A 12,161-nucleotide genomic window follows, 5' to 3' on the forward strand; every position below is an offset into this window, starting at 1 on the left:
CCTTCGGGCAGAAAAGCGTCACGAAGACTTGGTCCAGTGGTAGAAACGCTTGGCCATGGCGTCGGCGGGCGAACGCCAGGTCGCCGGGTCGTACGCCTCGATGTACGGCTTGAGGTCGTCGCTGACCTTCACGAAGAGCGGGTGGGACTTCGTCTCCTCGATGACCGTGCCGCCGTGGTCGTCGTCGAAGTCCTGGAGGTGGAAGTACAGGCCCCGGTAGGAGAAGAGCTGGCGGCGCCTGGTGCCCATCAGATCGGGCATCTCGGTCTTGTCGAATTCGCCGAAGATACGCGCGACATCACCGTGGACGTCCGGCGCCATCCGAGCAACGATCAACGTGCTGTGCATCGGGTGTCTCCCCTTTTCTGAGGTTGTCTGCTCAGACCGTGCCTTGTTCTCTGGGGGTGCTCCGGGGGTGCTCCGGGGCGATCGGGAATTCGCTGGAATTCCTCGATCGGCGGAGGACGGGCGGGACCCGGCCGGCCGGAATTCCGGTCGGGTCACCGCCCGTCCCCCGCGCCCCAATCGCTCACAAAAGTTCCGTGCCCGCGGACGGGCGTGGGCGCGGCCTAGCGGGGCTTGCCGAACCAGCGGTTCAGCGCCGACGACAGCGCCTCGCCCTCGCCGTCCGGCTCGACCCAGGCGGCGTAGCCGTCGGGGCGGATCAGCACCGCGGTGACACCGGCCAGCGGGCTCTCCTCCGACAGCTCGTGCGGGAGCGCGGTGACGATGTCCACCCGGTCCGACCAGGGGGCCGCGACGGCGCGCAGGTCGGGGTGGTCGGTGAAGTCGAGCAGGACGCCGCGTCCGGCGTGCAGCAGCTCGGTGGTCGTGGTCTTGCCGCCGGTGCCGACCAGGTCCTGGGCGGGGACGCGGCTGCCGAGCAGGGGGTGCGTGCCCGCGCCGACGTCGTAGCGGACCTCGAAGCCGCTGACCATGCCGATGATGTGCCGGGCGGCCTCGGGGAACTCCAGCAGCTCGGCGAAGACGTCGCGCAGCGGCTCGATCTCGGACCCGCCGAGGTAGAGCATGCCCTGCGCGCGGGTCGCCATCAGCAGCCGCCGGCCCACCGGGTGACGCTCGGCGTGGTAGCTGTCGAGCAGCTCGGGCGGCGCCGAGCCGCGCACCGTGGCGGCGAGCTTCCAGCCGAGGTTGAAGGAGTCCTGCACACTGACGCTCAGGCCCTGGCCGCCGGCCGGGAGGTGGGTGTGGGCGGCGTCGCCGGCGATCAGGACGTTGCCCTTGCGGTACTCGGTGACCTGGTGGGTCGCGTCGCCGAACGAGCTGACCCAGGACGCCGTGCCGTGCGCGATGGACTGGCCGGACAGGCGCTCCCAGCAGGCCGCGACCTCCTCGTAGGCCGGCGGGCCGGTGCGCTCCCGGGGGCCGTTGCCGCGTTCGGCGGCGATGATCCGCTCGACGCCGCCGCCCAGCGGGGCGTTCATGATCATGCCGCCGGGGACCTTCTCACCGATGTGCCGGGCGGGCAGGTCCAGGCCGGACACGTCCGCCAGGTACATCTCGATGGTCGAGGGGGTGCCGGGGAAGTCGAAGCCGACCAGCTTGCGGACCGTGCTGCGCCCGCCGTCGCAGGCCACCAGGTACCGGGCGCGCAGCGTCCGCCGGCCCTCGGGCGTCTCGGCCTCGACGTCGACCCCCTCGCCGTCGTCGGTCACGCCGACGACCTCCCAGCCGCGCCTGATGTCCGCGCCGAGGCCGGTCGCCCAGGCGATCAGGACCTCCTCGGTCCTGGCCTGGGGGATGCCGCGGGCGCCGAAATGGGCGCCTTCGAGCTGGGTGTAGTCCATGGGGATGCCGCCGAAGTGGCCGATGGGCGCGAGCTCCAGGTTCTCCCCGAACGCGGGCAGCAGGCCCCGCTGGTCGAACAATTCGACCGCGCGGGCCGTGAACCCGAGGCCGCGGGATTCCCCCGAGGGCTTCTCCAGCTTGTCGAGGACGACGACCTCGACACCGCCCAGCCGCAATTCGGCGGCCAGCACGAGCCCGGAAGGCCCGGCGCCCACGACGATGACCGGTACGTCCATGCTTCTCTCCTTGACCTGGGAAACAGTGCGTGAGCGCCTGTGGGATACGGCGTGGAACAGCCCGTGGAGCCGCCTGGGAACGGCACGGGAAACGTCAGGGAAAACGGGACGGGAAAAGGGCATGAAAAATGGCCCTGGCCGCCTCGGAAGGGCGGGGCAGAGCCAATCGGGAAGAACACGGAGAGGGGTGGCGAACCTCGTGGGAAGAGGCGCCCGGCAGCGGCCCGTCATTTGGGCACAGCTCGGCCGTTGGGAAAAGCGTGACACGTCTTCGTGGCCCGTGTCAACAGCCTTCCGGAATCCCCGGGCGGTCGTGAGGAAAATCCTCCGGGATGTTTGGACGGAGGATCGGCGGAACGGCGTTCCGAAATGCGGGATTCCGCTTGCGGAACCCTCCGGCGGCCGGCGCGCCCGTCCGTGCTCCGCGCGTAGACGAGCAGGCGGGCGGGGCCGCGCGGCGCGGCCGGAACCCCGGGGGGTCAGTCGGCGGCGGTGAGCGCGCCGACGGCCGCGGCGAGCTGGCGGGTGTCGTACGTGGGGTGCGCGGCGGCCCCGGGGACGATGCGCCGGCACAGACCGGTCAGCACCTTGCCCGGGCCGACCTCGACGAACCGCCCGACGCCGTCCTCGGCCATCCGGGTCACCACCTCGGTCCACCGGACGCGGCCGGCGAGCTGACGCGTGAGGACGTCCCTGGCGAGCGCGGCACTCGTCACCGGCGCGCCGGTGACCGAGGAGACCATGGCGACGGCCGGCTCCCGGAACTCCACCCCGGCGAGGGCGGCGGCGAACCGTTCCTCGATCTCGCCCATCAGCGAGCAGTGGAACGGCGCGCCGACCTCCAGCGGCACGGCGCGGCGGGCCCCGGCCTCCCTGGCGGCGGCCATGACCGACCGGACGGCCGCCTCCTGCCCGGAGACGACGGTCTGGCCGGGCTCGTTGTCGTTGGCGATCTCGACCACCTGACCGGTCGCCCCGGCGGCCTCGGCGCACAGCTTCTCGACGTGCTCCAGGGTGAGACCGACGACGGCGGCCATCGCGCCGGGTACGCGTTCGTTGACGCCGGCCATGAGCTGTCCGCGCAGCCGGACCAGGCGCAGCGCGTCGGTCCACGCCAGGACGCCGGCCGCGACCAGCGCGGTGTACTCGCCGAGGCTGTGCCCGGCGACGACGTCCGGGGCCGGTCCGCGTGCGCGCAGGGTGTCGAGCACGCAGAGGCTGGTGAGGAAGACGGCGGGCTGGGTGATGGAGGTGTCCTTCAGGGCCTCCGCCGGGCCCTCCCAGCAGAGCCGGGACAGGGGCAGGCCGAGGATCTCCTCGGCCGGGCGGTAGTAGGTGTCGACCAGCTCCGGGCGCTCGTGGGCGAGGTCGTGACCCATGCCCACACGCTGGGAGCCCTGGCCGGGGAAGACGAAACCGATTCTGTCCATGCGCGTCAAGGTTCCGGATTCTTCGGGGCGCCGCCGGCGTCGTACGAGCGGGTGGCACCGGGAAATGGTGATCTGGACCACACGAGCGCTTGTCGCCGCGCGCCGGGACCTCGCCGTCCCCGTGGCGTCCTGGGCGAAAGCACTGGACATGCCCCGCATCGGCGCCCGAGCGCCGGATACCGTCGGACATGAAGAAGGCGGCCCACCCGATTCGAGGGTCATATCGACCGATACTGAATCCGGGCATAAGCCTGCCGCCGAAAACATCGTGACAGCTTCACGCAGTCGGTGTCAACAGCGTTCGTTCTCCACGGCATTTACGCAGTTCATGGCTGCGCGACGCCCGGCGGTCGGCTTCCGTACGCCTGCGGATGGAATCTTGCGCGGCATCGGGAAGAGGGTGCGGAGCGGCCCGATTCGCACGAGCGAAGATTCGGTAATCGAGCACGCATGCTCTGACCTAATGTCAGAACATGATTACGCGCGCCGCACTCCGGCGCCCACGCAACCGCGAAGGGAAACTGGAATTCCGTTGTTCCATACCGGATTCGGACAACCTTCGCACACGGGATGGACCGGTCACCGGAGGACAGAGGAGCACTCTCGCACCACCCTCCCCCGATCACCCCGGGACACCAGCCGGGTATGGACGGGCGACGCAGTTTGTGAGTAGCCTTCCACTTCAAAACCTGGAGATCGCCACACAAGGCCAGGCCATGACTCGGGAACGGGGGTTCCGGATCATTATGACGCCGATTTAACGCGGTAGAAACGCAAAATCATGTTTGGCTCCGGGCGTTTGACCCCGCCCGAATCCGCGGCGACCAGAGACGAGAACCGCGAAAAGCAGCCGACAGCGGGCACGTAACGGCCAGGTGTCTCACACGACAACACATGGCGTCTTTCGGCATGCCCGCGAACAGCCACAGGCTTCGAGGCCATCACCCATGACCTCTTATCCCGCGACGCGACACCCACTTTCCGCCATGATTGACCATCAGGTGAGGAAATGAACACTTCGCTGTGTTTGGGAAACAACTGCGGCAGCCGTCCGCAGGCGACACGTCCCCACCCACCCGCGGGCTCCGCCCCGCGGCTGTGCGCCACCTGCCACCACTCGCTCAGCGCCGCTCTGCTGGAGCTGCCCCAGATCTACGAGGACTGCGAGCCCGCCCTGCTCCCCCGCCGCAATCCCGCGCTCCAGCGGGTCAGCGGGAGCAGGCGATCCACCGGGATCCTGCTCGACGAGGAAGTGATCACCATCCGCTCGGGCATCATCGGCTTTCTCGCCTCCTGGTCGGCCCTGGTCGCCGACGAACGGTCGGTCACCAGGCCGGTACGAAGACAGCCGGCGGAACTCGCGGCTTTTCTCGTGAGGCACCTCAACTGGCTGGTCGACCACCCGGCCGGGGCGGACTTCATCGAGGAAATCGCCCACATCACGACCCACGCCCAGCGTTCGGCCTACACCCAGCCGGCACTCCGGATCGAACTCGGGCAATGCATCCACCCCGGCTGTACGGCATCGATGAGGCCGACCGCTTCGGGCCGCGAAGGTAAGCGCATACGGGAGGTGCGCTGCACCGCGGGCCACACATGGGCTCCTCATCAGTGGCTGCACCTGTCCCGGCAGATCCAGCAGTCGCGACACGGCAGAACCACGAACCGCAAGGCCGAGGGCGCCGCATGAGCGAGGGACCGAGAAACGGCGCAAGGCTCGTTCCCACGGAACTCGCGGCGCTCGCCGCCGGAGTCACCCAGGCCACCATCCGCAAATGGGCCAGCCGTGGCAAGATCACGCGTTACGGCAGCCCGAACAGAGCGCAATACGATCTCGACGAGCTGATGGAACTTCTCGCCGCCTCGTCGGAATCCCGTCCTTCCCGAGAATAAACCTCCTTTGCGGGCGCACCTGCTGTGACGGAGTGCCCTGCCTGTCATCCGCGAACGGGAGGACGGGGGAATCCCCCCTTCCCGCGGATGACAGGCGGGGCGAGCACGACCACCGCCCGGCGGCTGCCGCCCCGAGCTGACTACGCTGCCCGCGCGGTCACCCGGACGGTCCGGCGGAGCGGACCATGACGGCGCGTCGGCGGCGACGCGGGGCGCCGCTGCGTAGCGGGGTCGTGCCGTGTGGGGGCCCCGGATCGCCCGGGGCGAACGTCCCGGCCGGGACCGCCCGGTAGCGCGGTCGGCGGCCGAGGATGTCGGCGATCTCGCTGTGACGGATGCCGAACGTCTGGTGCACGACGACCATCGCCCGCTCCAGCGGGGTCAGCCCCGCGACGGCCGGCCCGCCGCCCGCTCCCCCGCCGTCCCGGGCGCGGGTCCCGGTCTGCCGGGCCAGGGCCCGGTTGACCGCGATCCGCACCAGGTAGGCGCGCGGGTCGTCCGGGTCGTCGACGGAACCGGCCATCCGCCGGCTCGTCCGCCGCCAGGACGACGCGGTCTCCCGGAGGACATCCTCCGTGTCCGCGACGCTGCCCAGCAGGGTGTGGACGACGGTGAACAGCAGGTCCCGGTGGTCGGCGAACACCCGGGCCGAGGTGTCGCCCGGGGTGCCCGGGACGCCCGGGGGGCTCGTCGCCGAACCGTCGATCATGGTGGACCTCCTGTGTGCGCGTTCCCTCCTTAGAGGGACCGCGCCGCGCGAGTGTGACATCGGGCCGGGGAAGTGTGGCCTGTGTCTCATCCGGACCGGGTCAGGAACCGGGGCAGGAGTCGCGGTACTCGGAGATCACGCTGCTGGGCGCGGGCGCCGGGCAGAGGAACTGCTCGTAGCGGGTGTCGTTGTCGACGTACCGCTTCAGCCAGGACAGAACGTACCGGCCGACGGTGGGGTTGGCCGAGTTGGTCACGAAGTGGCCCTGCCCCTCCATCTCCAGGTACGCGCGCTCGGGCGCGTTGGTGAGGCTCTCGTAGAACGGCTCGGAGTGCGCGCCCACCGAGGCGATGATGTCGGTCTCGCCGCCCACGATCAGCGTGGGGACGCGCACCGAGGACCAGTCCTGGTTGAGGTGCCAGGGCGTGAGCGGGATGGCCGCCTGGATCTCGGGGCGGGTGGCCGCCGCGCGCAGGGCGCCGCCGCCGCCCATCGAGTGGCCGGCCACGGCGAGCCGGTTCTTGTCGATGCGGCCGGCGACCGGGCTCTGGCCGGTCAGGGAGTCCAGCGCGGCCAGGAGCTGCGTGCCGCGGGCGTCGGGGAAGTCGAGGAACGCGTTGTTGTTGTTGATGGTCATGACGACGAAGCCGTTGGAGGCGAGCTTCGGCCCGAGCCAGGCGATGGCGGACTGGTCCTCCGTCCAGCCCGGCGAGATCGCGATGGCGCCGAACGTGCCCTGGCTGGTGTCGGTCGGGTAGTAGATCGTGCCGCCCCCGAAGCCGTTGCCGGCCGGGACGCTGGTCTGCTGGATGGCGAACGGACCCGTGGCCGCCTCCACGCTCTGCGCGGTGGGGTCGGGGCCGCGGCGGTACTCCTGGGCCGCGGCGGCCTGGGTGCCGGACACGGTGGTGGCGGACGCGGTGGTGCCGGCCGTCGCGGTCACGTTCGAGAGGCCGACGGTTCCGAGCGCGAGACCACCGACGACGACCGAGGTCAGGGCAACCTTCAGCCGCGTCATGCGCGCGCGGCGTATGCGGGGGGTGAGGCGGGGTCGCATCCGGATCGCACTCCTTCTGGGCGCGGGGGCGCCCACTCGACGGGGTTCGGAGTGTCCACGGCGCCCGCGCGACGCGGAAAGAGGTGCGGGAGTTATTCGTTCCGAGGGCGCGCGCGGCGCGGTCCGCGCTGTCAGGCTCGTGACAATTCCGGCAGGTCCGCGCCGCGCGCCGGCCCGTTCACCGCACGCGGACGACCACCTTGCCCAGGGCCCGGCGCTCGTCCAGCTCGGCCAGCGCGTCGGCCGTGTCGTCCAGCGCGTAGGTCGCGCCGAGCGGCGGGGCGGGGCGCCCGGCCTCCAGGTGCGGCAGCAACTCGTTCCACTGCTCACGCAGATAGTCGGGCCGCCGCAGCCAGAAGCCTCCCCAACTGGCGCCGATGACCTCGATGTTGTTCAGCAGCAGCCGGTTGACGCGGACGGTGGGGATCTCGCCGCCGGTGAAGCCGATGACCAGCAGCCGCCCCTCGGTCGCCAGGCTGCGCAGCGAGTCGGTGAACCGGTCGCCGCCGACCGGGTCCACCACCAGATCGACGCCCCGGCCGCCGGTCAGCCCGTCGACGGCCTGCCGGAAGCCGTCGACCGGGACCACGTCGTGGGCCCCGGCCCGGCGGGCCACCTCGGCCTTGGCGTCGCTGGAGACGACGGCGATCACCCGCGCGCCCAGCGCGCGGGCGTACTGGATCGCCGCGGTGCCGACGCCGCCGGCCGCGCCGTGGACCAGGACCGTCTCGTCGGCGCGCAGCCGGCCCCGGCGGCTGAGGGCGAAGTGGACGGTGAGGTAGTTCATCGGCAGGGCGGCCCCGCTCTCGAACGAGAGCCGGTCGGGCAGCGCGAAGACCAGCCGGGCATCCACGGCCACCCGCTCGGCGAAGCCGCCGAAGGCGGGGAACGCGGCGACGCGGTCACCCGGCGCGAACCCCGAGCCCTCCGGCGCGGACCGCACCACACCGGCCACCTCGGATCCGGGCACGAACGGCGGCTCCGGCTTGATCTGGTACAGACCGCGGGTCAGCAGCACATCGGGGAAGGCGACCCCGGCGGCGTGGACGTCGATCAGCACCTGGTCCGCGCCGGGTTCCGGCTCGGGCAGGTCCACGATCTCCACGGCCTTGGGCCCGTCGAGCCGGGTGACGTGTACGGCGCGCATGGCGTTGTCTCGCTTTCTGGTGGTCGTCCCGGGGTCCTCCCGGGTTCTTCCGGGTTCTCCCGGGGTTCCGGTCAGCGGTAGGTGAGCAGTTCGCGGCCCTGGCCGGCGAAGTGGGCGTGGTCGTTGAACGCCAGCAGGCTGGTGCCCGAACGGCCCACCACCAGCGTGGTGATGGCCGCGTTCACCGCGACCCGGTGCAGGGCGACGACGCCGCCGGGGGGCAGTCCGAGGAGCCAGCCGCACAGCGCCGCGACGACCCCGGCCGAGGTGACGACGACGGCGTCCCGCCGCTCGGCGGTCACGGTCGCGGCGAGGTCCTCCAGGGCGGCGATCGCGCCACCGGAGAACGCGGGCCAGCCGTCCTGGGCGGGGTCCTCGATCCACGCCAGCAGCGCCAGGTCCAGGACGTCCTGCACCCCGGCGGACCCGATGGGTTCCTCGGGCACGGCGTAACGTTCCAGCACGGCGAGGAAGTCGTACTCGTCCCAGCGCGCGTCGATGCGCGGCTCCATGGGGAAGCCGCCGCTGCCCACGACGATCCCGGCCGTGTCGAGCTGGCGGGTCAGCGTGCCGCAGACGATGAGCGGGTGGCGCGGCTCGCGCCGGGCCAGTTCCCGGCCGGCTATCACCGACTGGCGGCGGCCGAGGTCGGACAGTTCGTCGTAGGCGGGGCCGCCGAACGACGCCTGACCGTGGCGGAGAAGGTGGATGACGGGCATGAGGTGTTTTCTTCAGCCTCTCAGCGGCCGGCCCGGCGGATGGTGGAGCGGCAGCGCCCGTGGAGATGGTGCACGAAGATCCACAGGTTCTTGAAGGCCGGGTTGCGGGTTTGTTTGTGGTGGTAGCGGTAGTAGATCTGCTGGGCGATGGCGGCGAGCCGGAAGAGGCCGAACACCTCGTAGAAGGGCCAGTTGCCGGTGGCCAGGCCCATCCGGTCGCAGTACCGTTCGACGATCTCGGCGCGGGTGAGCATGCCGGGCAGGTCGCTGGGCTGGCGGCGGGTGCGGCGGGCGAGGATGCCGTCGCCGGGCTCCACCCAGTAGGCGAGGGCGCCGCCGAGGTCCATCAGCGGGTCGCCGAGGGTGGCCATCTCCCAGTCCAGGACCCCCAGGACGCGCAGGTCGTCCTCGGCCAGCACGATGTTGTCCAGCCGCCAGTCGTTGTGGATGACGCAGGTGGCGACGTCGTCCGGCTGGTGGTCGGCGAGCCAGGCGGTCACGCGGGTGAACCCCGGCACGTTCCGGGTGCGGGCCTGCTCGTAGCGGCGGGTCCAGCCCTCGACCTGGCGGCCTACGTACCCCGCTCCCCGGCCCAGGTCGGACAGGCCGGCGGCGGCGGGGTCGATGCCGTGCAGTTCGGTGAGCGTGTCGACATAGGTCTCCGACAGGGCCCTGGCGCGGGCCGGGCCGAGCGCCAGCCCGGGGGGCGGGTTGCGGCGCAGGATGAGGCCCGGCACGCGGTCCATGACGTAGAAGTCGCCGCCGATGACGTCCGGGTCCTGGCACAGGGCGCGGACGGTCGGGACATGCCCGAACACGGGCTTGAGCTGGCGCTGCACCCGGTACTCGCGGGCCATGTCGTGGGCCGAGGACGCTTTGCGGCCCGCGGGCGGGCGGCGAAGGATCAGGTCGGTGCCCGGGTAGCGCAGCAGGTAGGTGAGGTTGGAGGCGCCGCCGGTGAACTGGGTGACGTCGGGCGTGCCGGTCAGGCCGTCCAGCCGTTCCTTCAGCCAGGCGTCGAGACGGGGGACGTCGAAGGCGTCCTCGTCGCGGACCTTTCCCGCCGCCGCGGGCTCGGTGCCGGGCCGGGTCATGCCCGCTCCCGGTAGGCGGCCAGCTCGATCCTGGCGACCACGCCGAGGTGGACCTCGTCCGGGCCGTCGGCCAGGCGCAGCGCGCGGGCGGCGGCGAGGGCGGCGGCGAGCGGGAAGTCGTCGGAGAGACCGGCGCCGCCGTGGAGCTGGATCGCCATGTCGATGACCTCGTACGCCATCGCCGGCACGGACGCCTTGACCTGGGACAGCTCGCTGAGCGCGCCGAGCGCGCCGGAGGTCTCCAGCAGCCAGGCGGTGTGCAGGACCTGGAGCCGGGCCTGGTTGACGGCGATGCGGGCCTTGGCGATGCGCTCGCGGTTGCCGCCGAGGTTGGCCAGGGGCTTGCCGAACGCGGTGCGCTCGGTGGCCCGGCGGCAGGCCAGCTCCAGGGCGCGTTCGGCCAGGCCGATCAGGCGCATGCAGTGGTGGATGCGGCCGGGGCCGAGGCGGCCCTGGGCGATCTCGAAGCCGCGTCCGGGTCCGGCGATGACGGCGTCGCGGGGCAGCCGGACGTCGGTGAACGAGACCTCGCCGTGGCCGTAGGGCTCGTCGTAGTGGCCGAAGACGGGCAGCATCCGCTCGATCCGCACGCCCGGGGTGTCCAGCGGGACGAGGACCATGGAGTGGCGCTGGTGGCGGTGGGCGTCGGGGTCGGTGAGGCCCATGAAGATGACGAACCGGCAGTCGGGGTGGCCGATGCCGGTGGACCACCACTTGCGGCCGTTGAGCACCACGTCGTCGCCGTCGAGGAGGGCGGTGGCCCGCATGTTGGTGGCGTCGGAGGAGGCCACGTCGGGCTCGGTCATGCAGAACGCGGAGCGGATCTCGCCGGCGAGCAGGGGCTCCAGCCACCGTTCGCGCTGGGCGTCGCTGCCGTAGAGGTGGAGCACCTCGGCGTTCCCGGTGTCGGGGGCGTTGCAGTTGAAGATCTCGGGGGCCATGGGCGAGCGGCCCATCAGCTCGGCGAGGGGGGCGTACTCGGTCATGGTGAGACCGGGCCCGTACCGCTCGTCGGGGAGGAAGAGGTTCCACAGCCCGGCGGCGCGGGCCTTGGCCTTCAGCTCACCGATCAGCGAGGGCACGCGCCAGCGGTCGGACTGCCGCGACAGCTCGGTGTAGTACTCGCGTTCGCGCGGGAGGATCTCGGTCTCGATGAAACCCCCGACTCTCTCGATGTAGTCGCGCGCACGGGGGGAGTGTGCGAAGTCCATGGCCGAACTCCTCGCCTTATTGACCATTGCTCGATAGGGAGGCTAGCGCCCTGCTGACCATTGCTCAACGGTGTGCCCGCCCCGGATTCGGGACGGCGTGCGCCGGCGCGCGTGCGGAAGCGCGCTGGTCAGGGTGGCGATCGGGAACGAGGGGCGGTGCGGTGGCGGCCCGACGGCGGTCAGCGCGGGGTCGCCGGGGGCAGGATGCGCTCCAGGCTGCGGGCGAGGAGGTCGGTCAGCTCCTCGGTGGACAGCACGTCCACGGGGGTCTCGATGGCCATCTCCTCGACCATCGCCAGCCAGCCCCGCACGGTGTACCGCGTCAGCGGCGGCGCGGCCGGCTCTCCCAGCGCCGCGAGAACGCGGTCGGTCAGCTCGGCGCGGACGCCGCCGAACGCCTCCAGCACCTGATCGTCCGCGCCCGCCCCGGCCCGGGCCAGGGCCACGTAGTTGTCGTGCCGCCGCCGCACGAAGCCGACGAACCCGTGGATGATGCCGCGCAGCCGCTCGGCCGGGTCGTCGCTGTCGGGCGCGGTCGCGTGCTTCAGCAGCCGCCGCCCGGCGGCGCGGGCCACGGCGACGTAGTAGTCGCGCTTCGTCGGGAAGTAGTGGAAGAGAAGACCGCGGGAGATCCCGGCCTCGGCGGCCACCTCGTCGATCGACAGCTCGTGGATGGGACGGGTCACCAGCAGCCGCAGCCCGATCCCGATGAGCTGCCTGCGCCGCTCCTCGGCGGTGCGCCGCACCCGGGGGCGCGCTGGCTGGGCGGTCATGGCTCCCACCCTAGCTTGTTGAGCATTGCTCGACTGCCGGGAAGGATGGGCCTACGATCGACACCGCCCGCGATGCACCGACG

General features: G+C 71.6%; 12 protein-coding genes. 2 read left to right on the forward strand and 10 right to left on the reverse strand.

The window, feature by feature from the left end; translation table 11 throughout:
• Window positions 1–18 precede the first annotated feature (18 nt).
• The 3 genes from BN2279_RS11465 to fabD form a co-directional block, all read right to left on the reverse strand.
• On the reverse strand, window positions 19–348 hold the full coding sequence (locus BN2279_RS11465) for a TcmI family type II polyketide cyclase (RefSeq protein ID WP_059008592.1): 330 nt from the start codon (window positions 346–348) through the stop codon (window positions 19–21).
• 221 nt (window positions 349–569) lie between these two features.
• Window positions 570–2,045 carry an FAD-dependent monooxygenase gene (locus BN2279_RS11470; RefSeq protein WP_059008593.1) on the reverse strand — a complete coding sequence of 492 codons (1,476 nt, stop codon included), beginning with the start codon at window positions 2,043–2,045 and terminating at the stop codon, window positions 570–572.
• A gap of 479 nt (window positions 2,046–2,524) precedes the next feature.
• A complete protein-coding gene (gene fabD, locus BN2279_RS11475) occupies window positions 2,525–3,475 on the reverse strand; it encodes an ACP S-malonyltransferase (RefSeq protein WP_059008594.1) in 951 nt (316 codons plus the stop codon).
• A 1,009-nt stretch (window positions 3,476–4,484) separates the two neighbouring features.
• On the opposite strand from fabD, the gene BN2279_RS11480 reads away from it, so the two are divergent.
• Complete coding sequence (locus BN2279_RS11480; protein WP_059008595.1) at window positions 4,485–5,165, forward strand: hypothetical protein; 681 nt, start codon at window positions 4,485–4,487, stop codon at window positions 5,163–5,165.
• The gene (locus tag BN2279_RS27620) at window positions 5,162–5,368 is read left to right on the forward strand and encodes a MerR family transcriptional regulator (RefSeq protein ID WP_079032071.1); all 207 of its coding nucleotides are present in this window, start codon (window positions 5,162–5,164) and stop codon (window positions 5,366–5,368) included. The genes BN2279_RS11480 and BN2279_RS27620 overlap by 4 nt, the downstream gene beginning before the upstream one ends.
• A 157-nt stretch (window positions 5,369–5,525) precedes the next feature.
• On the opposite strand, the gene BN2279_RS11485 is transcribed toward BN2279_RS27620, so the two are convergent.
• The 7 genes from BN2279_RS11485 to BN2279_RS11515 form a co-directional block, all read right to left on the reverse strand.
• Window positions 5,526–6,077, reverse strand: coding sequence for a sigma-70 family RNA polymerase sigma factor family protein (locus BN2279_RS11485; protein WP_059008596.1), 552 nt, complete (start codon window positions 6,075–6,077; stop codon window positions 5,526–5,528).
• 100 nt (window positions 6,078–6,177) lie between these two features.
• A complete protein-coding gene (locus BN2279_RS11490) occupies window positions 6,178–7,095 on the reverse strand; it encodes an alpha/beta hydrolase family protein (protein ID WP_199827708.1) in 918 nt (305 codons plus the stop codon).
• A gap of 217 nt (window positions 7,096–7,312) precedes the next feature.
• Window positions 7,313–8,281, reverse strand: coding sequence for an NADPH:quinone oxidoreductase family protein (locus BN2279_RS11495; protein ID WP_059008597.1), 969 nt, complete (start codon window positions 8,279–8,281; stop codon window positions 7,313–7,315).
• A gap of 71 nt (window positions 8,282–8,352) precedes the next feature.
• Entirely contained in the window at window positions 8,353–9,000 is a 648-nt protein-coding gene (locus tag BN2279_RS11500; protein WP_059008598.1) for a histidine phosphatase family protein, read from the reverse strand.
• 20 nt (window positions 9,001–9,020) lie between these two features.
• A complete protein-coding gene (locus tag BN2279_RS11505; protein WP_059008599.1) occupies window positions 9,021–10,094 on the reverse strand; it encodes a phosphotransferase family protein in 1,074 nt (357 codons plus the stop codon).
• The gene (locus BN2279_RS11510; RefSeq protein WP_059008600.1) at window positions 10,091–11,305 is read right to left on the reverse strand and encodes an acyl-CoA dehydrogenase family protein; all 1,215 of its coding nucleotides are present in this window, start codon (window positions 11,303–11,305) and stop codon (window positions 10,091–10,093) included. The genes BN2279_RS11505 and BN2279_RS11510 overlap by 4 nt, the downstream gene beginning before the upstream one ends.
• Before the next feature lie 179 nt (window positions 11,306–11,484).
• Complete coding sequence (locus tag BN2279_RS11515) at window positions 11,485–12,078, reverse strand: TetR/AcrR family transcriptional regulator (protein ID WP_059008601.1); 594 nt, start codon at window positions 12,076–12,078, stop codon at window positions 11,485–11,487.
• Between the last annotated feature and the right edge of the window lie 83 nt (window positions 12,079–12,161).

It is taken from the genome of Streptomyces specialis, assembly GCF_001493375.1.
GTDB lineage: Bacteria > Actinomycetota > Actinomycetes > Streptomycetales > Streptomycetaceae > Streptomyces > Streptomyces specialis.